The 21,490-nt window shown below is 67.4% G+C and carries 21 protein-coding genes and 1 pseudogene; 14 read left to right on the top strand and 8 right to left on the bottom strand.

Annotated features, from left to right (window positions below; translation table 11 throughout):
* Nucleotides 1-19 precede the first annotated feature (19 nt).
* Nucleotides 20-1,165 carry a DNA polymerase III subunit beta gene (dnaN, locus tag AB0L70_RS02885; protein WP_363679257.1) on the bottom strand — a complete coding sequence of 382 codons (1,146 nt, stop codon included), beginning with the start codon at nucleotides 1,163-1,165 and terminating at the stop codon, nucleotides 20-22.
* Nucleotides 1,166-1,655: 490 nt separating this feature from the next.
* A complete protein-coding gene (gene dnaA / locus AB0L70_RS02880; protein WP_363679255.1) occupies nucleotides 1,656-4,238 on the bottom strand; it encodes a chromosomal replication initiator protein DnaA in 2,583 nt (860 codons plus the stop codon).
* A 639-nt stretch (nucleotides 4,239-4,877) separates the two neighbouring features.
* On the opposite strand from dnaA, the gene rpmH reads away from it, so the two are divergent.
* From rpmH to AB0L70_RS02840, 8 genes and pseudogenes are all read left to right on the top strand, one after another.
* Complete coding sequence (gene rpmH, locus AB0L70_RS02875) at nucleotides 4,878-5,015, top strand: 50S ribosomal protein L34 (RefSeq protein WP_130386492.1); 138 nt, start codon at nucleotides 4,878-4,880, stop codon at nucleotides 5,013-5,015.
* A gap of 26 nt (nucleotides 5,016-5,041) precedes the next feature.
* Complete coding sequence (rnpA, locus tag AB0L70_RS02870; protein WP_363679252.1) at nucleotides 5,042-5,413, top strand: ribonuclease P protein component; 372 nt, start codon at nucleotides 5,042-5,044, stop codon at nucleotides 5,411-5,413.
* Nucleotides 5,410-5,721 (top strand): membrane protein insertion efficiency factor YidD, encoded by a 312-nt coding sequence (gene yidD, locus AB0L70_RS02865; protein WP_363679250.1) that lies wholly within the window; start codon nucleotides 5,410-5,412, stop codon nucleotides 5,719-5,721. The genes rnpA and yidD overlap by 4 nt, the downstream gene beginning before the upstream one ends.
* A 9-nt stretch (nucleotides 5,722-5,730) precedes the next feature.
* Nucleotides 5,731-6,708: pseudogene (gene yidC, locus AB0L70_RS02860) on the top strand (membrane protein insertase YidC); the annotation flags it as partial.
* 310 nt (nucleotides 6,709-7,018) lie between these two features.
* Nucleotides 7,019-7,534, top strand: a complete 516-nt coding sequence (locus AB0L70_RS02855; protein WP_363679959.1) for a R3H domain-containing nucleic acid-binding protein — start codon at nucleotides 7,019-7,021, stop codon at nucleotides 7,532-7,534.
* A gap of 165 nt (nucleotides 7,535-7,699) precedes the next feature.
* Nucleotides 7,700-8,335, top strand: coding sequence for a 16S rRNA (guanine(527)-N(7))-methyltransferase RsmG (gene rsmG / locus AB0L70_RS02850; RefSeq protein ID WP_363679248.1), 636 nt, complete (start codon nucleotides 7,700-7,702; stop codon nucleotides 8,333-8,335).
* A gap of 509 nt (nucleotides 8,336-8,844) precedes the next feature.
* Entirely contained in the window at nucleotides 8,845-9,780 is a 936-nt protein-coding gene (locus AB0L70_RS02845) for an AAA family ATPase (RefSeq protein ID WP_363679246.1), read from the top strand.
* Nucleotides 9,781-9,894: 114 nt separating this feature from the next.
* Complete coding sequence (locus AB0L70_RS02840; protein ID WP_363679244.1) at nucleotides 9,895-10,845, top strand: ParB/RepB/Spo0J family partition protein; 951 nt, start codon at nucleotides 9,895-9,897, stop codon at nucleotides 10,843-10,845.
* A gap of 575 nt (nucleotides 10,846-11,420) precedes the next feature.
* Here AB0L70_RS02840 and AB0L70_RS02835 read toward each other — a convergent pair.
* The 4 genes from AB0L70_RS02835 to AB0L70_RS02820 form a co-directional block, all read right to left on the bottom strand.
* Complete coding sequence (locus AB0L70_RS02835; protein WP_363679242.1) at nucleotides 11,421-11,771, bottom strand: DUF3817 domain-containing protein; 351 nt, start codon at nucleotides 11,769-11,771, stop codon at nucleotides 11,421-11,423.
* Nucleotides 11,768-12,682, bottom strand: coding sequence for an SURF1 family protein (locus tag AB0L70_RS02830; RefSeq protein WP_363679240.1), 915 nt, complete (start codon nucleotides 12,680-12,682; stop codon nucleotides 11,768-11,770). Before AB0L70_RS02830 ends, AB0L70_RS02835 begins: the two co-directional genes overlap by 4 nt.
* Nucleotides 12,683-12,689: 7 nt before the next feature.
* A complete protein-coding gene (locus AB0L70_RS02825) occupies nucleotides 12,690-13,637 on the bottom strand; it encodes a D-alanine--D-alanine ligase (RefSeq protein WP_363679238.1) in 948 nt (315 codons plus the stop codon).
* A 189-nt stretch (nucleotides 13,638-13,826) separates the two neighbouring features.
* The gene (locus tag AB0L70_RS02820) at nucleotides 13,827-15,137 is read right to left on the bottom strand and encodes a PLP-dependent aminotransferase family protein (protein WP_363679236.1); all 1,311 of its coding nucleotides are present in this window, start codon (nucleotides 15,135-15,137) and stop codon (nucleotides 13,827-13,829) included.
* Nucleotides 15,138-15,333: 196 nt separating this feature from the next.
* Between AB0L70_RS02820 and AB0L70_RS02815 the strand changes: the two genes are divergently transcribed.
* From AB0L70_RS02815 to AB0L70_RS02800, 4 genes are all read left to right on the top strand, one after another.
* A complete protein-coding gene (locus AB0L70_RS02815) occupies nucleotides 15,334-15,522 on the top strand; it encodes a hypothetical protein (protein WP_363679234.1) in 189 nt (62 codons plus the stop codon).
* 66 nt (nucleotides 15,523-15,588) lie between these two features.
* Nucleotides 15,589-16,251 carry a GNAT family N-acetyltransferase gene (locus AB0L70_RS02810; RefSeq protein ID WP_363679232.1) on the top strand — a complete coding sequence of 221 codons (663 nt, stop codon included), beginning with the start codon at nucleotides 15,589-15,591 and terminating at the stop codon, nucleotides 16,249-16,251.
* On the top strand, nucleotides 16,248-16,640 hold the full coding sequence (locus AB0L70_RS02805; protein WP_363679230.1) for a DUF2784 domain-containing protein: 393 nt from the start codon (nucleotides 16,248-16,250) through the stop codon (nucleotides 16,638-16,640). The genes AB0L70_RS02810 and AB0L70_RS02805 overlap by 4 nt, the downstream gene beginning before the upstream one ends.
* Before the next feature lie 30 nt (nucleotides 16,641-16,670).
* Complete coding sequence (locus AB0L70_RS02800) at nucleotides 16,671-17,321, top strand: permease prefix domain 1-containing protein (RefSeq protein WP_363679228.1); 651 nt, start codon at nucleotides 16,671-16,673, stop codon at nucleotides 17,319-17,321.
* Here AB0L70_RS02800 and AB0L70_RS02795 read toward each other — a convergent pair.
* Complete coding sequence (locus tag AB0L70_RS02795; protein ID WP_363679226.1) at nucleotides 17,301-17,627, bottom strand: helix-turn-helix transcriptional regulator; 327 nt, start codon at nucleotides 17,625-17,627, stop codon at nucleotides 17,301-17,303. The genes AB0L70_RS02800 and AB0L70_RS02795 overlap by 21 nt on opposite strands.
* A gap of 106 nt (nucleotides 17,628-17,733) precedes the next feature.
* On the opposite strand from AB0L70_RS02795, the gene AB0L70_RS02790 reads away from it, so the two are divergent.
* Together AB0L70_RS02790 and AB0L70_RS02785 are read left to right on the top strand one after the other, a co-directional pair.
* On the top strand, nucleotides 17,734-19,884 hold the full coding sequence (locus AB0L70_RS02790) for an MMPL family transporter (protein WP_363679224.1): 2,151 nt from the start codon (nucleotides 17,734-17,736) through the stop codon (nucleotides 19,882-19,884).
* 42 nt (nucleotides 19,885-19,926) lie between these two features.
* On the top strand, nucleotides 19,927-21,111 hold the full coding sequence (locus AB0L70_RS02785; RefSeq protein ID WP_363679222.1) for an FAD-dependent monooxygenase: 1,185 nt from the start codon (nucleotides 19,927-19,929) through the stop codon (nucleotides 21,109-21,111).
* On the opposite strand, the gene AB0L70_RS02780 is transcribed toward AB0L70_RS02785, so the two are convergent.
* Entirely contained in the window at nucleotides 21,092-21,484 is a 393-nt protein-coding gene (locus AB0L70_RS02780; RefSeq protein ID WP_363679220.1) for a VOC family protein, read from the bottom strand. The genes AB0L70_RS02785 and AB0L70_RS02780 overlap by 20 nt on opposite strands.
* Nucleotides 21,485-21,490 lie beyond the last annotated feature (6 nt).

Here is a 21,490-nt window from a genome sequence, read left to right as displayed (position 1 = left end):
CCCCTTGTTCTGTTGGCGTTCAGCTGTTCAGGCGGACCGGCATCAGCACGTACCTGAACTCGCTGATCGGTTCACCGTCGAAGTCCCGCACACCGGTCAGTTCGGCCGGCTTCGTCGCCTGCGTGAAGGCCAGGTGCGCGACCGGCGTACCGATCGCGTTCAGACCGTCGAGCAGGTACGTCGGATTGAAGCCTACGGTCACCGGGTCACCGACGACCCGCGCCTCGATCGACTCGGACGCCTGCGCCTCGTCACCGCTGCCGGCGTCGAGCGTCACACCCTCGTCGCTGAACGTCAGCCGGACCGGTGCATTGCGCTCGGCGACCAACGCGACGCGCTTGACCGCCTCGACCAGCGTCGCCGTCTCGATCCGGACCCGGGTCGCGATCGCTGCGTCGGTCGGGATGATGCCGCGGACCTTCGGGAACTCGCCGTCGAGCAGCCGGGTGGTGGCGCGACGGTTGCCGCCGGACACCTCGCCCTCGAAGCCGACGATGCCGTCGCCGGTACCGGGCGCGGCCAGGGAGACGATCACGTCCGACCCGGTCATCGCCTTCGCGGTCTCGGACAGCACCCGGGCCGGCACGAGAGCAGCTGCGGACGCATCGGGGGACTGCGGGTTCCACTCGAGCTCGCGGATCGCGAGCCGGTAGCGGTCGGTGGCCAGCAGGGAGATCGTGGAGCCCTCGATCTCGACCCGGACACCGGTCAGCACCGGCAGCGTGTCCTCACGCCCGGCCGCGGTCACGACCTGGGAGACCGCCTGGGCGAAGACATCGGCCTTGACCGTCCCGCTGGCCGCCGGAAGCTCCGGCAAAGCCGGATATTCCTCTGTAGGAAGCGTTTGGAGCGTGAACCGCGAACTGCCACAGGTCACTTGAGCCTTGGCGCCGTCCACCGCGATGTCCACGGGCTGGTTCGGAAGACTCTTCGAGATGTCGGCCACGAGCCGGCCGGAGATCAGGCACTTACCGGCGTCCGCGACCTGTGCGGGCACGGTGACCCGGACCGAGGTCTCGTAGTCGAAACCGGACAGAGTGATCTGCCCGTCCTCGGCCTCGACCAGAAGGCCGGCAAGGATCGGAACGCTGGGACGACTGGGCAAGCTGCGCGCGGCCCAGGCCACCGACTCGGCCAGTACGTCGCGCTCGACGCGAAACTTCACCGCTGGGTGCCTCCTGATTCGGCTGTGTGCCAGGCAGATCCTGCCACGGACAAGTGTGCTGTGCGCCAACTGGGCGTGACGTGGCGCTTCGGGCGGGTCGCGTCGGCGTCGTTCCGGTGCTGTTGAGGACAGCCTGACAGGTGCGTCAACTCGAAGCGAGTCCGGGGTTTTCCCCAGGTTGGGCCGCTCCATCGTTTTGTGGACTGGGATTCCTCTACAGATTCCATAGTGTTCTTCGCACCGGTGGATAGTGTGGAAAAGCGGCGACTTCGCAGGTCAGACCCCGAATCGGCCTGTGCACTGCGTGTGGACGAGCTCTCGCTGTGTTGGGGACGGCTGGGTACGACGGATTCTGTCCCCACAGCCAATCCACAACAAAGGCCGAAGTGTCCACGGCAATACCCACAGTTATCCACAGCTGTATCCCCACCCTGTGTGGTTCGGTGACCGCGTCGTAGCGCTCGGCGTACAAGCGATTCGACGCGGCCACTCATTGCTGCTTCGCCTGGTGCTTGATCCGGTTCGTGAGCTCGGTGACCTGGTTGAAAACGCTGCGTCGCTCGGACATCAGCTGCCGGATCTTCCGTTCGGCGTGCATCACCGTGGTGTGGTCGCGGCCGCCGAACTGCTGACCGATCTTCGGCAGTGAGAGGTCGGTGAGCTCGCGGCACAGATACATGGCGATCTGGCGTGCGGTGACCAGGACCCGGCTGCGGCTCGAGCCACACAGGTCGTCGATCGACAGTCCGAAGTACGACGCGGTCTGGCCCATGATCATGCTGGCCGTCACCTCGGGCTTGCTGCCTTCGGGAATCAGGTCCTTCAGCACGATCTCGGCCAGGCTCAGGTCGACCGGCTGACGGTTCAGGCTGGCGAACGCGGTGACGCGGATCAGTGCGCCCTCGAGCTCACGGATGTTCGTCTGCACCTTCGACGCGATGAACTCCAGCACCTCCGGCGGCGCGGTCAGTCGCTCGGTCGCTGCCTTCTTCCGCAGGATCGCGATCCGGGTCTCGAGGTCGGGCGGCTGGATGTCGGTGATCAGACCCCACTCGAACCGGTTGCGCAGCCGATCCTCCAACGCTTCCAGGCGTTTCGGCGCCCGGTCGGAGCTGATCACGATCTGCTTGTTCGCGTTGTGGAGGGTGTTGAAGGTGTGGAAGAACTCTTCCTGGGTCTGGATCTTGCCCTCGAGGAACTGGATGTCGTCGATCAGTAGTACGTCGACATCGCGGTACCGGCGCTGGAACTGGGACGCCTTGTCGTCGCGGATCGCGTTGATGAAGTCGTTGGTGAACTCTTCGCTCGACACGTACCGGACCCGGGCCCCGGTGTAGAGGCTGCGTACGTAGTGGCCGATCGCGTGCAGCAGGTGGGTCTTGCCCAGACCGGAGTCGCCGTAGATCAGCTGTGGGTTGTACGCCTTGCCCGGTGCCTCGGCGACGGCGACCGCGGCCGCGTGCGCGAACCGGTTCGAGCTGCCGATGACGAAGGTCTCGAAGGTGTACTTCGGATTCAGCCGCGCCTCACCTTGTCCCTCGGTGGGCTGGTGGGGCGGAGGCGCGCCGTTCGGCATCGGCTGTTGCTGTCCGAACTGCTGCTGCGGCTGCTGCACCGGCGGGGCGTACTGCTGAGGTGCCGGCTGCTCGTAGTGCTGCGGTTGGGTCGGCTCCGGACGTGGCGGACTGAACTGCGGCCCCTGGTCCGGATCGCTCAGCGCGGACTGGATCGTCGGCTGGTACGCGCCTTCGGTCCTCAGCGGCTCGCGTACGACGGGAGCCGGCGGCGCGGGCTGTTCGCGCACCTCGGGGTCGAGCGTCGGGTCGACGGTGACGGCTATCCGGATGTCGCGGCCGAAGCTCTCGGTCAGGATCCGCTCGAGGTCCGGGCGCAGCCGTGTCTCCAACTGACCGCGGGTGAAGTCGTCGGGTACGGCGACGATTGCTGTGCTCTCGTGCAGCGTGACCGGGCGCGAGTTCGTCAGCCAGGCGCGCTGGTTCGGCGGGAGGCCGGCCAGGACGCGGCTCCAGGCATCGCCGAGGTCCATCACCGGCGCCACCGGTTCCGGCTGAGGCTGAGGTGCCTGCTGTGGCTGAGGTTCCGGCTGCGTGGGCTGCTGGGGCTGGGGCGCCGGCTGGGCCTGGACCTGAGGCTGGTGCTGGGGTGCCGTCTGGGCGTGGGGCTGTTGCTGGGGTGCGGTCTGGGCGTGCGGTTGTTGCTGGGGTGCGGGTTCGGCCGGGTGTGGTTCGACCGGCGTCTCGACAACTGGTTGTGGTTCGTCGGGAGTTCCGTGGTCACCGTGCGCACGTGCATCACCCTCGTTCCGTGCCACTGCGTCCCCACTGTCAGTGCTGGCCGCGGGGTACTGCTCACGACTCCAGGTATTGCTGCTGCTCGGGTATCCGAGATTGCTCACGGCCGGCGCCGTACCGAAGTACGCCGTACCGGCGGGAAGATCGGTCGCGGCCCGCTCGAGGTCGGAGCGGTAGCGATAACCGTCGTACTCCGGACGGGTCTGCACAGGCTCGGGATACCCCTGTGCAGGGTGCACCGGCTCGGGACGAACCGGGTCCGGGTACCCCTGCGCGGGGCGGGCCGGTTCCGGATACCCCTGCGCCGGCTGGACCGGCTCCGGGTAGGTGGGTGGGCGGTAGCCGTCGTACTCCGGGGGCATCGGGATCGGGAGCGACGGGCTGAGGTGCCCGGACAGATCCAGCTGTGGCTGCTCCGGCTCCGGATGCGGGAACAGCTCAGGCTGTGGCTCGGGTTCTGGATGGGGAAACAGCTCCGGCTGCGCGAGCTGCTCGGGCTCCGGCTCAGGTTCCGGGGCCGGCGGAACCTCGGCCCGCGGCTCAGTTGGTGGCTCAGGCTCGGGATCGGCCGGGAACTCTGCTCGGGGCTCGGTGGGGAATTCTGGTGGGGCGACCTCGGTGCGGAAGTCGGCGACCGGGTCGGGCCGGAGGTCCTGTCCGCCGTCGCCGGTGTACTGCGGGCCGGTGTAGACCGGTCCGTACCGCGCCGGTGTGTATTCCGCCGGTGTGTATTCCGCACTGGCGGAATGGTCCTCGACCACGCGTTGCTCCCCGAATCCATCGCTGCGGTGGCCGGCGCGTTCCAGGCGGACCCGGGATGCGCGACCGTTCGACCCAAACACCGTGCGGCCGGTGAGTCGTGGTGCTGTTCGGCTCAGCGCGGTAGCTGGTTCCGCTGCCGATCGCCGCACTGTCCACACGGTTGTCCACAGTTGTGAACGACGGGTGGAGCAGGTTGGTTACCGATCGCGGGGTATGGGACCTCTGGTGTGAGGGGCTGACGCTAACAAGTCTCCCCAGCCTGCTTCAAGCCGTCATCCACAGGCTATGAAGTCCAAATTGGGGGCAACCTCCGGCGTGTCGGGTAGACGGCGGAGCGTAGTCGTGGTTTGCGATCGCTTTCGGTGGCGGCCGCCTCCAGACAGTGACGAACAGTCCACCGATCGGCTGTCCACTATTCTTTCCACAGGCCTGTGGACAACTCTGGGGACGACTGGTTTGACCTGTCCACAGGCGGCCACGTACCGTGGATCAGTCGGTGTTGAGCCGGCCGTTTCGTGCTGCGCTCCCTGCGGGACCACTCCTGGTTCACCGACGGTGTGCGGGACTTTGCACCATCGGCAGATCTACCAGTGGATTTGTCGACAATTCTGTGTTCTCGAGTAACCGGAGTCATTCCAGTGAGCAAGCGGACGTTCCAGCCGAACAACCGTCGTCGGCACAAGAAGCACGGCTTCCGTCTTCGTATGCGCACCCGTGCGGGTCGCGCCATCATCGCCGCCCGCCGTGGCAAGGGTCGCCAGCGCCTCGCGGCCTGAGCGACCTCTTCGACGGTGACCACCTCGTGTTGCCCGCGTCGAACCGGCTCCGTCGGTCCGACGACTTCCGCCGCGCCGTTCGGTCTGGACGGCGCGCGGGCCGGCGCGCGGTGGTGCTGCACCTGCTCGTTCGGGGCAGTCAGGGAGACGACGCCGCGAACCACGTCGAGGCCGAGCCCGCTCGCGTCGGATTCGTGGTGAACAAGGCGGTGGGCAACGCGGTTCTGCGGAACCGGGTCCACCGCCGTCTGCGTGCTGTCCTGGCAGCGCGACTCCCCGATCTCCCGGCCGGCAGCCTGACCGTCGTCCGGGCGCTGCCGTCGTCGTCGACCGCGTCGTACGACGAACTCGCGGCGGACGTGGACGGCGCACTGCGCCGGCTGCTGGGGCAGTCATGAAGTTCAATCCCGTGAAGAGCGGGATCATCCTTTTCCTGAAGGCGTACCGGCTCATCATCAGCCCGATGTATGGCCAGGTGTGCCGGTTCTACCCGAGTTGTTCGGCGTACGCCCTGGAGGCGGTCGAGCGCCACGGTGCGGTGCGCGGTTGCTGGCTGGCGATGAGGAGACTCCTTCGCTGCCACCCGTGGAACCCCGGCGGCTACGACCCCGTTCCACCCAAAGATGTCGACCAGCGCGGAGACTCGATCTCCGCCAACCAGCCCGAACCGTCAGCCGACGCCGGGCCTGCGCAGCGAGGTGCATGAGTGACTCTTCTGGCCATCCCCGGGCTCGCGGTGTGGGACGGGATCGTAGACCTGTTCAACACTGTCATGACGCCGCTGTACTGGGCCGTTTCGGCGCTGCTCGTCGGCTGGCACTGGCTGCTCGGCCAGGTCCTGGATCCGAACGGCGGCTGGGCCTGGGCGTTGTCGATCGCCGGCCTGACGATCGTGATCCGGACCCTGCTGATCCCGCTCTTCGTCCGGCAGATCCGTTCCAGCCGGAACATGCAGCTGCTTCAGCCGAAGATGAAGGAGCTGCAGAAGAAGTACGGCCATGACCGGGAGAAGCTCGGTCAGGAAATGATGAAGCTGTACAAGGAGACCGGGACCAACCCGCTCTCCTCGTGCCTGCCGCTGCTGCTGCAGTCCCCGATCTTCCTGGCCCTGTTCCGCGTGCTCGACTATGCCGCCAAGGGGCAGTGGCACAGCGAGATCATGAAGCCGCACGTCGGCTCGCTGCAGCACGCGAAGATCTTCGGTGCGGAGATCTCGCAGACCTTCCTGAAGGCGAACGGCGACGGCGCCGGCAACGTCAAGGTCGTCGCGATCGTGCTGATCATCCTGATGACCGCGACGATGTTCACCACGCAGCTGCAGCTGATGCGCAAGAACATGCCGAAGGAAGCGCTGACCGGCCAGGCCGCTCAGATGCAGAAGATCATGCTGTACGTCTTCCCGGTGTTCTTCCTGATCGGTGGCTTCAACTTCCCGATCGGTGTGCTGATCTACTGGTTCGTCTCCAACGTGTGGACGATGGGTCAGCAGTTCTATGTGATCCGCCGCAACCCGGCCCCGGGCACCCCGGCGTACGACGCGATGGAGGCCCGCAAGCGCGAGCACAACCGTCGCGCCGGCCGCCCGGAGGACGAGGGTCTGAAGGGCGCCGAGACCGCGACGGAGACCGTGCAGGACCGTCGCCCGGCGCAGCGTCAGCAGCCGAAGCGCCAGTCGCGCAGCGACCGCAAGACCGGACCCGCGACGACGCCTGCTGCGGAGGACACCCCGACCGCGGCGAGCAATGGGCAGACGAACTCGAACGCCCAGCCGAGTGCGGCCAAGAAGACTCAGGCCGGTGCTGCCAAGAAGCAGCCGGCCGGCAAGAAGGGGACACCGAAGCGCCAGCCCGCGGCGAAGTCAGCCGCGCAGAAGAAGGCGGCGCAGAAGAAGCCCGGCGGCTCGCGCTGATTGGCGTGCACCGGTTGCTCTCCCTGCTTGCGTACGACCTGGGTCCCCGTGGGGCGGATCTCGACATTGTGAAGGAGTGGCCGTGAGCGACGGCATGCAGAACACAGAGGCGGCGGAGCAGTCCGCCGGTACGACCAGCACCGCCGGAGATCGGCTGAAGGCGCTGGAGGCGGAGAGCGACATCGCCGCCGACTACCTCGAGGAGTTGCTGGACATCGCCGACCTCGACGGCGACATCGACATGGACATCGACGGCGATCGGGCCGCGGTCTCGATCGTCGGCGCGGAGCTGAACAACCTCGTCGGTGAGAACGGGAAGGTGCTGGAGGCGCTCCAGGAGCTGACCCGGCTGGCGGTCTACCGGGAGACCGGTGAGCGGTCCCGGCTGATGCTGGACGTGTCGAACTACCGGGCGAACCGAAAGGCCGAACTGGAAGAGGTCGGACGCAAGGCGGTCGAGGAGGCCACCGCGTCCGGAGCTCCGGTCAAGCTGGACCCGATGACGCCGTTCGAGCGCAAGGTCGTGCACGACGTCGTCGCGGCCGCCGGCCTGACCAGCGAGTCCGAGGGCGAGGAGCCCCGCCGCCGCGTCGTGGTGCAACCAGCATGACCGGTGGCTTGTGACGACGCTGAATGCCACGCCTCCGGCGCGGCGGGTCACGGGGCCTTGGTCCCCGGCCTTCCCTCGTCTCTCCGGTCGCTTCGCTCCCTACGTTCCTCAGTCCAGGCCGGGGGCCCCGTGACCGGATCCGTTTCACGTGAAACACCGCCGCTCGTGGAGAAGCTGTATCCACGGGCGGCGGTCCGGCTTTCGGCGTACGCCGATCTACTGGCGACCGAGGGGACTCTGCGCGGACTGATCGGTCCACGCGAGGTTCCGCGACTCTGGGATCGCCACCTCTTGAACTGTGCCGTCCTCGAGCGCCTGATCCCGGCGGAGGCTTCGGTCGCCGACATCGGCACCGGGGCCGGCCTGCCCGGGATCGTGCTCGCGCTCGTTCGCCCCGACCTCGAGATCGCGCTCGTCGAGCCACTGCTCCGACGCACGACTTTCCTCGAAGAGGCGGTCGAGTCCCTCGGTCTGGACAACGCGACCGTTGTCCGGGCCAGGGCCGAAGAACTTCCGCGGGCGTCGTACGACGTGGTGACTTCGCGGGCGGTGGCTCCATTGGGCAAACTTGCCGGGTGGTGCTTGCCACTGTGTGTCGAAGGGGGGCTGATGCTCGCGATGAAGGGATCCTCCGCTGAGGAGGAATTGGACGCCTCAGAACGTGAACTGACGTCGCTCGGAGCAGAGTTGTGGCACATTCATGAACTCGGCACGGATGAACTGGCCCAGCCGACGACCGTCGTGAGTATTGTGGCCGGACGTGCTGCAGGGGGATCCCGGCACGGAAGACGCGGGAGGTGAGCGGGTTGGTGAGTCGTGCCCTCGGGTGGCCCGAGAAGAGCACGGGTGAGCCGAGATCGTCCCAAGGCATTGGCTGGCCCACCGACCCGGACTCCGCGGTCCTGTTGATCACCCAGGACTCTCCCAAGCCGGCCCGCGCCGCCACTCCATCGCCGGTTCAGACGGCACCCCCGGCGCGAGTTGACGAGGCCCCGCCGCTGGACACCTCGGGGCTCCGGGCAGTGGCCGCGAGCGGTCTCGACGCATCACCGGTACTCGACCGAACTCCCGTTTCACGTGAAACGGAGGAGTTGCGAGATGATGGTGCCGCAGCCGAATCGGCGTCACTGGTGGACGCCGAACCAGACTTCTCCGAGTCTCCACCGCCTGTGGATGACGACCGTACGAAACAGCCTTCCCACGCGGGGATTCATCCACAGAGGCCTGTGGATGAAGCTGGGGGCAGAGCTGCCCCGACCCCTACCGACATCCTCTTCGGGCCAAGTCCCGCACCTATTGGAATGGGCGCCATGACTGCCGCACAGATCGCCGCGCGGGCCACGTCGGACGAGCTTCAGCGACGACTTCTCGAGACACCGATCGCCGCCGCCACCGAACGGACCCTGCTGGTGAATGAAGGACGCACTATGGGCCGCGAGTTCCCGCTGCCTGCTGAGACCCGAGTCTTCGTCGTCGCCAATCAGAAGGGTGGCGTCGGCAAGACCACGACGACGGTGAACGTCGCCGCCGGTCTCGCGCTGTACGGCGCGCGGATCCTGGTGATCGACCTCGACCCGCAGGGCAACGCATCGACGGCACTCGGCATCGATCACTCCGAGGGGACCCCGGGTGTCTACGAGGCGATCATCGAGGGCGAGTCGCTGGGCAAGCTGATCCAGCCGTGCGCCGAGCACCCGGGCATTGTCGTCATCCCGGCGACCATCGACCTGGCCGGTGCCGAGATCGAGCTCGTCAGCATCGTGGCCCGGGAGAGCCGGCTGAAGCGTGCGCTCGACGCGCACCTCGCCGAGACCGAGGCCGCCGGCGAGAAGTACGACTACGTCTTCATCGACTGCCCGCCGTCGCTGGGCCTGCTGACGGTGAACGCACTGACAGCGGCCCGCGAGGTCCTGGTCCCGATCCAGAGCGAGTACTACGCGCTCGAGGGTCTGTCCCAGCTCCTCCGCCACATCGACATGGTGAAGTCGCACCTGAACCCCGGGCTCGACGTCTCCACCATCCTGCTGACCATGTACGACGCCCGGACCAAGCTGGCCGGCGAGGTCGCGGCCGAAGTACGGGGTCACTTCCGGGACGCCGTACTGCGGACCGCCGTACCGCGATCGGTGCGGATCTCCGAGGCTCCGAGCCACGGGCAGACCGTGCTCGCGTACGACCCCGCTTCGGCCGGCGCGTTGTCATATCTCGAGGCCTCCCGCGAGATCGCGATGCGGAACAACGCCTGATCGGCGGATCCGCCGTCGCACGGTGTTTCACGTGAAACGGCGAGCAGTGGTGGCCGCTCGTTGGAGTGGCCGGTCAGTAGTAGGTCAGCAGGCTGTCGAACACGAGGGAGCGCGATGAACACCCGACTCGGACGCGGACTTGGTGCGTTGATTCCCAGCACACCCGCTCCCGGTACGACGACGCTCGGCAGCAAGTCGCACTCGATCCCGGGTGCACCGCCGAGGACCGATGGTCCGGAGCTGGCCGCCGTACCTGGGGCTCAGTTCGCGGAGATCGACGTCGACAAGATCTCCCCGAACCCGAAGCAGCCGCGCACCGTCTTCGATGAGGAGGCGATGGAGGAGCTCGTTCACTCGGTGAAGGAGATCGGGCTGCTGCAGCCGATCGTCGTACGCCGGTTGGCCGAGGACAAGTACGAGCTGGTGATGGGGGAGCGCCGCTGGCGTGCGACCCAGCAGGCCGGCCTGAGTACGATCCCCGCGATCGTTCGGGACACGCAGGACGACGTGATGCTCCGGGACGCGCTCCTGGAGAACCTGCACCGCAGCCAGCTGAACCCGCTGGAAGAGGCGGCGGCGTACCAACAGATGCTTGACGACTTCGGCTGCACGCAGGAAGTGCTCGCGAACCGGATCGGTCGGTCGCGGCCGCAGATCTCCAACACGCTCCGCCTCCTGAAGCTGCCTGCGTCCGTGCAGCGTCGAGTTGCCGCTGGAGTGTTGTCAGCTGGGCACGCTCGCGCGCTCCTGGGTCTTCCCAGTGGGGATGCGATCGAGCGGCTGGCGCAGCGGATCGTCGCTGAAGGCCTGTCGGTGCGGACAGTTGAAGAGATCGTTGCCCTGGGCGACATGAACGGCGACGACCCCACCCCGGCCCGCCGGCGCAACAAGCCGGTCGCGCCGCGCTTGGTCGACCTGGCCGACCGCCTGTCAGACCGCTTCGAGACGCGGGTAAAGGTCGACCTCGGCAAATCCAAGGGCAAGATCACCGTCGAGTTCGCCTCGCTGGACGACCTCGAACGAATCGTCACCCTGATGGACCCCAACAAGCAGAACGAGCAGTAGAAGGCCGGGCTCGCGCCCACACGTCTACGCGACCACTCCTCTGTCGCGCCTGCTCCGGCCATCCTTGAGGTGCGCGCCGTCGCGCTTCCTCAACTACACCGTCGTCCCGCGAATCGTAGTTCGCCGGGTCGCACGGGTTGGGTGTGGATCTTCTGCGCTCGTGCAGCATCCTGGGCGTCGGCGTGATCATAAAGGTGACCGTCGATCGGGTCACTTGGCCCGGAGAATCGTTCTCAGGGAGGAATCTCGACGTCTGGCGGCCGCGCCAATGTCGGGAGGATCCTGGCGCGAATCGGGAGGAGGATCCTCCCCAAGCCGCCCCATCGCCCGCGCTGGCTGAGGATCGCGTACACAGAGGAATTCTGGGATCGGCGAAGGCCGGAATTCCTCTGAGAGCGCGATTCTCCGGTGGATGGGGTCGCGGGTGCCGGGGGCGGTTGGTGTGCCGCGGGCTGTGGAGGCGCGTGACGGTCAGCTAGTGGGGTGAGAGGTGGCTGACTTGTCAAACGTATGATTTGTCGACAAAACCATTAAGTGACTCATGGCCGATGTTTCATGTGAAACATCGGGTGGGGTCAGCCCTGGAGTTCGTGGGTGGTTTTGCGCTCTGCGTAGAACGACAAGAAGGGGATGGTGCCGGCCAGCGCCATCAGGACCAGGCGGGGGAGGGACCAGCGGACCCGACGGAAGAGGTCGAAGGTCGCCAACAGGTAGACCATGTAGAGGAAGCCGTGGAGGGGGCCGATCACGTCCATGGCGCCGGGGTTGTCGGCGAAGTACTTGAGCGGCATCGCCAGGAACACCAGCAGCAGGAGCATCACGCCGACCACGTAGGCGATCACGCGGTAGCGGGTGAGGGCGCCGCGGATGGCGGGAGTGAGGGGCTGCGGGGTGGCGGAGGTGGCGGGATCGGCTGAGGAGGTCACGCTGAAACGGTACCGCTCGACTCCACCGACTCCCCGGCCTGGTCCTCCCCAGCACCACGCCCGCCGGCAACTCCCGACCCAACCTGCTCGGCAGCAGGTCCGGTGCCAGGACTCGTTCCTGGCTCGTCACTGGAGTCTTCCGGGTCGTCGGGGGTGCGGCGGGCGTCGAGGACCATCTTGGCCCACATCCAGAGCGTGAAGGCGGCGAAGACCCACCACTGGAAGGCGTAGGCGATGTTCCGCAGGCCGGCGTGATCGGTGGGTGGAGACGGTGGCGGTACGACGGCCGGGACGGGTGACGGTACGACGCCGGAGTCGAGCGACGACTGGATGACGAAGGCGTCGTACACGCGGTAGTTGACCAGGTGGACGATCGTGGGGATGCGGAGTGACGACAGCGTCCGGCCCTTGGCTGCGTCGTCGGAGGAGTCCTCTGCCTCGGAGGCAACGATCGAACCACTCAGCTGTACAGGGCCTTTGGGCGCTGCGACTGCAGGATCAGTTGCCGAGGGCACCCATCCACGAATGACCATGATGGCGCCACCGCCGGGAAGCATCACCGGACTCACCACCCAGAGGCCGTCGGCCGAGCCCTGCCGGCGATCGGTGATGAGGACCTGGTCCGCGGCCGGTCCCCACGTACCCGCGACTGTCACGCGGCGACCGACAGCCTTTGACGGCAGGCCCTCGTCGATGGAGAACAGCGACTGCAGCGCCACCGGCGAGCCCTCTGCGCGTTTGGCGGTCGCGGCGGCGGTCTTCGATTGGTAGACGTCCAGTTGCCAGACGCCCATCGCCGTCATCACGCCGGCGATCGCCAACGCGAGCAGGAGCAAACCGGACCACCGCGGCGTCAGCACAGTCCGCCACACCGACCGCGGCTCCTCCGAACCCAAAGGCCGCTCTGGCATCAGTGGCTCAACGGGCTGCGGCTGCGGCCAGCAAGTCGCGGCAGAGCACACCCAGCTCGATCCCCGCGGCCTCCGCGGCGAGCGGCACCAGCGACGTCTCCGTCATCCCAGGCGCCACGTTCACCTCGAGGAACCACGGCACGCCGGCCGCATCGACGACCAGGTCCGACCGGGACAGATCCCGCAGCCCCAGCGCCTGATGCGCGCACACAGCCGCGGCCGCACACGCACCAGCCACCTCAGGTTCAAGCCGCGCGGGAACGATGAACTGCGTCGCCCCCGCCGTGTACCGCGCCTCGTAGTCGTAGAAGCCCGAGTCCGGCCGGATCTCCACCGCAGGCAGGGCGCGCGGCCCGTCCCCGACATCGACCACGGTGACCGCGACCTCGGTCCCGTCGATGTACTGCTCGATCAACGCAACCGGCCCGTACGCGTAGCAGTTCACCATCGCCGTCGGCAGTTCCTCGGCCGACCGCACGATCGACGCACCCAGCGCGGAACCGCCGCGAGCAGGCTTGACCACCAGCGGCAGGCCAACCTGGCCGATGACGGCCTCCATCAGCGCCGCGGCCCCGAGTTCGCGGAACGTGTCGTGTCCGAGCACGACTGAGGCGGGCGTGTGGAGTCCGGCCGATCCGACCATGGTCGCCGCGACCGGCTTGTCGAACGCAGTCCGGCAGGCAGCCGCGTCGGCTCCGACGTACGGAACGCCGTAAAGGTCCAGGACCTGGCGCAGGGCGCCGTCCTCACCGGTGACGCCGTGCAGGACGGGGAAGACCGCGTCCGGCGGATCGTTGCGGAGACGCTCGACCAGATCGGTGTCGACGTCCCGCTGCTCGACCTCCACACCGACGCTGCGCAGGGCGTCAGCGACCCGCCGCCCGGACCGGAGCGAGACGTCCCGCTCGTGTGACAGTCCGCCTGCCAGTACCAGCACTCGACCCAGATCACTCATCACTAATATCCCGATCACTCGTGGGCGACTCCGGCACGGGCGCCGGTCCCGAGGCCCACTGGAACGGTACCGCTACCGCGTCAAGGACCCCCGAGTACCCAGCGAATCCATTGCGCAACCTTTGCGCAGCAGCCCCGCAGCGGCGCCGTGGTTACCCCGGTTGTCGACCCAGCAATTACTGAAAGTCGCCTAGCTGAGCTCCGGTCCCGGAGCGTCGTAGTCGCGTCCCGGACCCGGCGTCAGCGGACCGAACGTCTGCCGCAGCTCGAGCTCCTCGTTGATCACCCCGGCCAGCCGGCCGACTCCTTCGGTGATCCGCTCGGGCGTCGGATGGCAGTACGACAGCCGCATGCATTGCGAGCCGAAACCGTCGGAGAAGAAGGCGGTCCCGGGTACGTACGCCACCCTCGCGGTGACCGCCCGCGGCAGCATCGCCTTCGCGTCCAGGCCGTCCGGCAAGGTGAGCCACACGTAGAACCCGCCGCCCGGCCTGGTCCAGGTCGTTGCCGCGGGCATCTTTTCCGTCAAGGCCGCCAACATCGCGTCGCGGCGTTCCCGGTACATCTCCCGGAACTGCTTCACCTGCCCGAGCCAGTCGTGCCGGATCAGGTACGACGAGATCGCGAGCTGGCTGAACACCGGGGGACAGAGGGTCGCCGATTCCTGTGCCAGCACAAGCTTTTCCCGGACCGCGTGCGGCGCGACCGCCCAGCCGACCCGGAACCCCGGCGCGAACGTCTTCGAGAACGAGCCGAGGTAGATGACCCCTTCCCGATCGGCCGCCCGCAACGCCTTCTGCGGCTCACCGTCGAAGCCGAGCAGCCCGTACGGGTTGTCCTCGAGGATCAGCAGGTCCGCGCGCTGACAGATCTCCAGCACCCGGGCCCGCCGCTCGTCCGACAGCGAAACCCCGGCCGGATTGTGGAAGTTCGGGATCGTGTAGAAGAACTTGATCCGCTTACCGGCTGCCCGCACCGAGGCGATCGCCTGCTCCAGCGCCTCCGGTACGACGCCGTTGTCATCCATCGCGACATGGACGACCTCACATTGGTACGCACGGAACACCCCGAGAGCACCGACGTACGACGGAGCCTCACAGATCACCACGTCCCCGGGGTCGCAGAACACCCGGGTCACCAGGTCGACCGCCTGCTGGCTGCCCACCGTGACCACGACGTCGTCCGGGTGGGCGTCGATCCCCTCCAGCCGCATCACGTCGCAGATCTGGTCGCGCAACGTCGGATCGCCCTGGCCGGAGCCGTACTGCATCGCGACCGCGCCGTTGTCGATCACCAGGTCCCGGACCGCGCCGCCGACCACGTCCAGCGGCAGGCCGGCGATGTTCGGCATCCCGCCGGCGAGGGAGACCACCTCGGGCCTGCTGGCGACCGAGAAGAGAGCCCGGATCTCCGATGCGGTCATACCCTTGGTCCGGGCTGCGTACCGGTCGACGTAGTTGTCGAGGCGGGTCTGCCGGACATCAGGTACGTCAGAACTCACGGGGCCACTCCAACGGCGCTCGAGGGGGAAGACACCAGGTTACGTCGACAGACTCGAATTGTGTCCGGGCTGTGGATCGGCGCGACCTCTCACTACCATGCCTTATAGGGGCAGGTTCGACCATGCCGTGATCTGGCTGCTGAGACGGCCGGCGGGTGTGGTGCGACCTGGAGGTGCAACCGAAGGGCATGATCGGATGAGCGTGAGCAAGGCAGCCGGCTGGACGTTCGGCGGACTGCTGCTGGGCGTGCTGGCCGGTTTCGCCGGTGAGCTGCTACGGCGGCAACCGGCCGCGAAGGTGCAACAGCGGTACGTCGCTCCCGAGGCGACGGTGACGCCCGACGCAAGGACCCCGGCGCCCGCGCCGGAACCGGCTCGTCGATGACCGTGGAGTGACAGCCACCGTGACCAAGGACACAGCGAGTACACCGCCACCGGACCGGATGCGCTGATGGCCCGGCGGCTCGAACCACTGACGCTCGACAACCTCGACGAGCTCCCGGTGTCGTGCCGTGACTGCGTGTTCTGGGAGCTCGACCCTGTCGCCGCCCGGCAGGCCGAGCGCAACGGCGGGACCGGCCTGGAGAAGGAGGCCTGGCTCTCCCAGCTCCTGCTCGACTGGGGTACGGCGGGTGTCGTGCTTTCCGTCGACGAGGAGCCGGCCGGGTTCGCGGTCTATGCGCCCGCGGCGTACCTGCCGAGGATCCAGGCGTTCCCGACCGCGCCGGTCAGTCCGGATGCCGTCGTACTGGCGACCGGACGGATCCTGCCGCGCTACCTGGGGCTCGGGCTGGGGAAGATCCTGGTCCAGGCGGTCGCGAAGGACGTACTGAAGCGTGGGTTCCGGGCCGTGGAGGCGTTCGGTGACTCGCGCTGGTACGGGCCGGGGTGTGTCTGGCCGACGGAGTTCCTCCAGGCCGTCGGCTTCGGCGTGGTCCGTGAGCACCCGCGTAATCCCCGGCTCCGGCTCGACCTGCGTTCGACGATCACGTGGCGCAGTGAGATGGAGGCCGCGGTGGAGCGCCTGATGGGCGCGATCCGGCCCGAGCACTCGCCGCCCGCACCGGTGACGGTCCGGGACGGACTGACCCGCGAATCCTCGCCGCAGCCATGATCTGGCGGTTCCTAGCGGACGTCGTGATGGTGGTGCACGGCGCCCTGTTGCTGTTCTTCCTGATCGGCGGCTACCTCGCCTGGCGCTGGGCCAAGCTGATCTGGGTCCACCTCGGCATCGTCGCGTGGAACCTCGTCATCGTCCTGGTCGACTTCGGTTGCCCGGTCACCGCGACCGAGAAGTACTTCCGGCGCCGGGGCGGAGAGACGCCGTACGCGGCCGGGTACATCGAGCACTACCTCGACGGCCGGCTCTGGCCGGAGGGCTCGACCCCGACGGTGGAGAGGATCGGCTTCGTCATCGTGGTCGCGTCGTACGTCGGGTTCTTCGTCGTACGGCGACGTCGCCGGTCCAAGGTCAGGGAAGAGTCAGTGGGACCCCGGACGTGATCCCACCAGGGCCGTCGCATACTGGTAGGCGTGTCCAGCACCCGTACGCCGGTCGACGAGTACCTGACGGCACTGAGCAAGTCGCTCGGTGGTCCGCGTCGCCGCAGGGCTGACCTGCTGACCGAAGCGCGGGATCACCTCACCGACGCGACCGAGGCTTTCGAGGCGGACGGTCTCGATCACGAGGACGCCGAGCGCGAGGCTGTCGCTGACTTCGGGGAGCTTGCCGAGGTCGTGCCCGGCTACCGGGCAGAGCTCGCGGTCAGCCAGAGCCGACGTACGGCGATGTACCTGTTCCTCGCGCTGATCATCCAGCCGATCGTGTGGCAGGCGGGCGCGTGGAGCTGGACCCAGGAGCCGGAATCGGGCGCGCTGAACGACTACCTCCAGGTGATCGTCCGTGGCATCGGTGGGGTCGCCATCGCCGGATCCGTGCTGGCCGTGCTCGCGGCCGGTGTCGGCCTGCGCCATCCGCTCGTCCGTGACCACGTCAGCCGGGTCACCGCGATCTTCGCGCTGGTCAGCGCGATCGTCATTGCCGCGATCGGCGTCCTGATGGCGGCGACGACCCCGCACCCGATGGGTCTGCCCGCCTTCAGCATCGTCGGGAGCTTCGTCGTCCTGCCGCTGGTCTTCGTCAGCCTGCAGGCCGCCCGCGGCCTACGCCTGGCCCGGGCGTAGCACCCCTTCCACCACCGCCCGGAAGGTCACCCACTCTTCTTTGCCGGTGGCAAGCATCTTCTGCCCGGCGCTGGTGAGCTGATAGGTACGGCGCTTCCGCCCGCTGACCGTGCTCCACTCGCTGGCCAGGTAGCCGGCCCGCTCGAGCCGCCGCAGTGCCGGATACAGCGTCCCGGTCGGTAGATCGAGCTCGCCGCCGCTGCGCTCCAGCAACGCCTCCATGATCGCGTAGCCGTGCAGCGGCTCGTGCTCGACGACCGCCAGGATCATCGGGTCCAGGTGTCCACGCAGCGCATCCGCCTTCATGTAGCCAGTCTACTCATAGATCTGTTAGTGTCGAGAGACGACATGTAGCCAACCTACATATCGACACAGTATCGACGCTGGATCGACCCAGTGAGGAGGCACGGCGATGACCGTGGAGACCCCCGTACGACGACCGCCCGGGAAGGAGGGCGGCCGATCCGGGCTGCTGCACCGGGTGTCCGGCTGGTCGATGCGGCACGCCGGCCTGGCCTTGCTGCTCTGGGTGGTCGCGCTGGTCGCCGTGACCGCGGCCTCGACAGTGGTCGGCAGCGCCTACAAGAACGACAACTCGCTCCCGGGCACCGACTCCCAGCGGGTGACCGACCTCTTCAGCCAGCACCAGCCGCAGGGCGACACCGCTTCGGTGCAGATCGTCCTGCAGGCCGGCGGGGGACTCGAGGCGGAGAAGCCACGCGTCCTATCGATGCTCGCCGCGCTCCGGACCCTTCCACATGTCGCGTCGGTCGCCGATCCGTTCACCGCGCCCGGCTCACTCGCACCAGACCGTCGTACGGCGTACTCCACGGTGAACCTGGATGTCGCCCAGGCGGACATGCCCGCCGAGGGCGTGCGGGCGATCGTCGACAAGGCTCAGCAGTTCCGGGTGCCCGGCCTGCAGGTCGAGGTCGGCGGGGATCTGGCCCGGTCCGCGCAGGAGAGCGCCGGGGGCGCGTCCGAGGGCGCCGGCCTGCTGGCCGCACTGGTGATCCTGGTGCTGCTGTTCGGATCGTTGCTCGCGGCAACGCTTCCCCTGCTGACCGCCGTGTTCGCGGTCGGAAGCACACTCGGCCTGCTGGTCCTCGCGTCGCACTTCTTCACATTGCCGTCGTACACAGCACCGGTGATGATCCTGGTCGGGCTGGGCGTCGGGATCGACTATGCGTTGCTGATCTTCTCGCGGTTCCGGCATGAGCTGCTGAAGGACGGGACCGATCGAGCCACCGCGTCGACCATTGCCTTGGACACCGCCGGCCGGTCGGTAATGTTCGCGGGCTGCACCGTGGTGATAGCGCTGCTCGGTCTGCTCGCGTTGGGACTCGGTTCGCTGCAAGGCATCGCGCTCGGGGTCACGCTGACCGTGCTGACGACGATGCTCGCCGCAGTCAGTCTGTTGCCGGCTCTGTTGACCCTGTTCGGGAAGCGGATCGAGCGGAGTGTCCGCAAGCACGCGGCCAAGAGGCGCCGTACGCCTGGTGAAGGGTGGCGGAAGCTGGCCGCGAGGGTGCAGCGCGGACCGTGGGTGCCGTTGCTGCTCGGGACGGTCGCGCTGGTCGCGTTGTCGTTGCCGGCACTGAACATGCGGCTTGGGTTCGCGGACGCGGGCACGGACGACCCGGCCAAGACCAGCCGGAAGGCATACGACCTGCTGGCCGACGGGTTCGGACCGGGCTTCAACGGTCCGCTGGTGATCGTCTCCGAAGGCGACCAGGCGGCGGCACAGGCCCTCAACCAGACGCTTGCCGCCGATCCAGGCATCGCCGCGGTGACACCGCCACAACCGAGCCCGGACGGCAAGATCTCGACCGTACTGGCGTTTCCCAAGTCGGCACCGCAAGACGCAGGCACGAGTCAGCTCGTGGACCGACTGCGGGAGACGACGTTGCCGGCCCTCGAGTCGCAGACCAGAGCGACGTACCTGGTCGGTGGTGCGACGGCGGCAGCCGATGACTTCGCGTCTGCGGTAAGCAAGCGTCTGCCGATCTTCGTGCTCGTGGTGGTCGGGTTGTCTGCGCTGCTGCTGATGGCGGTCTTCCGCTCGATCCTGATCCCGCTGAAGGCGGCCGTGCTCAACCTGCTCAGCATCGGCGCTTCGCTCGGGGTGATCACGCTGGTGTTCCAGCAGGGCTGGTTCGGTGCGCAACCGGGTCCGATCGAGGCGTTCGTCCCGGTGATGATCTTCGCGATCGTGTTCGGGCTGTCGATGGACTACGAGGTGTTCCTGATCTCCCGGGTGCATGAGGAGTGGCGTCGTACGAAGGATGCCGGGGAGGCCGTGCGGGAAGGACTCGCTACCACGGGAAGTGTGATCACCGCGGCGGCCGCGATCATGGTCGTGGTGTTCGCGGCCTTCCTGCTCAGTCCCGACCGGATGCTGAAGCAGTTCGGGCTCGGGCTGGCGACGGCGGTGCTGCTGGACGCGTTGCTGATCCGGTGTGTGATCGTTCCCGCCGTACTGCGGTTGTTCGGTGACCGGGCCTGGTGGCTGCCGCGGTGGCTCGATCGCCTCCTGCCGAAGATCGCGCTCGAGAAGGAGTAGCGCGTCAGATCGGTGAAAGGTGCCTTGTGATGTGCTCGGAGTATGAGCACTCGACGGGTATTGATCGTCGGCGCGAGTATCGCCGGCCCCGCGCTGGCCTGGTGGCTGCATCGGTACGGTTTCGCCGTCACCGTGGTCGAGCGGGCGCCGGCGGTGCGCCCTGGTGGCTACAAGATCGACATCCGGGGCGCCGCGATCGACGTGGTGGAACAGATGGGCCTGAAGGATCGACTCGAAGGCCTCGGGACGGACATGCAGTTCATGTCCTTCGTCAACAGCGCCGGCAAACGACTGGTCAGCGTGCCCGCGGACCTCTTCATGGGTCGCGGTGAAGCGGACCTCGAGGTGATGCGCGGCGACCTCAGCCAGATCCTGTACGACGAAACCCGGGCAGACGTCGAGTACCTCTTCGGCGACACGATCACCGAGCTCGACCCGGCAACCGGTGCGGTCAGCTTCCAGCACGCGGAGTCGCGGACCTTCGACCTCGTGATCGGCGCCGACGGGCTGCACTCCGCCGTACGCGAGCTGGCCTTCGGCTCCGACGACGTTGTCCACGATCTCGGCCACATCGTGTCGATCGGGACTGTCCCGAATCACCTCGCGCTCGATCGGTGGGAGCTGGTCTACTCCGTTCCGGGCCGGACCATGAACCTCTACAGCACCGGCCGGTCCGAGGATGCCAAGGTGCTGTTCCTCTTCACCGCGCCGAACCTCAGCTACGACCGCCGCGATGTCGAGCAGCAGCAGAAGATCCTGAACGACACGTTCCACGGTGCCGGCTGGGAGAGTGACCGCCTGCTGGACGCGATCGTGCGCTCGGACGACTTCTACTTCGACACGGTCAGCCAGGTGCAACTGACGCGGTACTCGGTCGATCGCGTGAGCTTGGTCGGCGATGCGGCGTATTGCCCGGCCTTCACGTCCGGCCAGGGCACCAGCCTCGCCCTGGTCGGTGCGTATGTACTTGCCGGTGAGCTGTCCAGATCCAACCACCGGACAGCATTCACCCACTACGAACGCCTGATGCGCCCCTACGTCGCACGCAATCTGAAACTCGGCCGCGACAACCTCGGGCGGATGGTGTCGAAGAGTGCGCTGCAGAGCTGGTTCGGCGCGATGATGTTGCGGGTCCTACCGAAGATGCCGGGCAGGAACGCGATGATCGCCAAGGTCACCCAGCCCATCCACGACGCCGCCCGAGCGATCACGCTCCCTCGGTACTAGCGACTCCGATCTTGTGGCCCTGGGCATCGGCGAAGACACCGAAGCTCGTGCCCGGGACCTTCTGGGCCGGCTGGACGATGCTTCCGCCGAGCTTCTCGGCGTGCGCGAGCGTCGCCGCTACGTCCTCGACGGCCACGAAGAACAGGACCTCGTCCTCGGCGCTCTGCCGCGGACTGATCGCGACGTACGTCCCGTCCGGTGTCCCGGTGTCGATGAACGTGTAGCCCGGGAACGCACCCTCGGACTGGATCTTCCATCCGAACAGGTCCGCGAAGAACTGCCGGGTCTTGTCGGGTCCGCCTATCGAATCTCGGCATGGACGACTGGGTGTGCCATGAGCCCCTCCTTGGTCAACTGCCTGAATGCTTCTCACTCAGTT

The sequence above is a fragment of the Kribbella sp. NPDC051952 genome, assembly GCF_040680855.1.
In the GTDB taxonomy this organism is placed as follows: Bacteria; Actinomycetota; Actinomycetes; order Propionibacteriales; family Kribbellaceae; genus Kribbella.
The sequence above is the reverse complement of the archived record's forward strand: the minus strand, read 5'-3'. Positions and strand labels throughout refer to the sequence as shown.

Bases quoted from the DNA above. Each gene is read 5' to 3' on its own strand.
- yidD (WP_363679250.1), top strand. From the start codon at position 5,410: ATGAAGTTCAATCCCGTGAAGAGCGGGATCATCCTTTTCCTGAAGGCG.
- AB0L70_RS02855 (WP_363679959.1), top strand. From the start codon at position 7,019: ATGCAGAACACAGAGGCGGCGGAGCAGTCCGCCGGTACGACCAGCACC.
- AB0L70_RS02845 (WP_363679246.1), top strand. From the start codon at position 8,845: ATGACTGCCGCACAGATCGCCGCGCGGGCCACGTCGGACGAGCTTCAG.
- AB0L70_RS02840 (WP_363679244.1), top strand. From the start codon at position 9,895: ATGAACACCCGACTCGGACGCGGACTTGGTGCGTTGATTCCCAGCACA.
- AB0L70_RS02830 (WP_363679240.1), bottom strand. From the start codon at position 12,682: ATGCCAGAGCGGCCTTTGGGTTCGGAGGAGCCGCGGTCGGTGTGGCGG.
- AB0L70_RS02825 (WP_363679238.1), bottom strand. From the start codon at position 13,637: ATGAGTGATCTGGGTCGAGTGCTGGTACTGGCAGGCGGACTGTCACAC.
- AB0L70_RS02815 (WP_363679234.1), top strand. From the start codon at position 15,334: ATGAGCGTGAGCAAGGCAGCCGGCTGGACGTTCGGCGGACTGCTGCTG.
- AB0L70_RS02810 (WP_363679232.1), top strand. From the start codon at position 15,589: ATGGCCCGGCGGCTCGAACCACTGACGCTCGACAACCTCGACGAGCTC.
- AB0L70_RS02805 (WP_363679230.1), top strand. From the start codon at position 16,248: ATGATCTGGCGGTTCCTAGCGGACGTCGTGATGGTGGTGCACGGCGCC.
- AB0L70_RS02795 (WP_363679226.1), bottom strand. From the start codon at position 17,627: ATGAAGGCGGATGCGCTGCGTGGACACCTGGACCCGATGATCCTGGCG.
- AB0L70_RS02790 (WP_363679224.1), top strand. From the start codon at position 17,734: ATGACCGTGGAGACCCCCGTACGACGACCGCCCGGGAAGGAGGGCGGC.
- AB0L70_RS02785 (WP_363679222.1), top strand. From the start codon at position 19,927: ATGAGCACTCGACGGGTATTGATCGTCGGCGCGAGTATCGCCGGCCCC.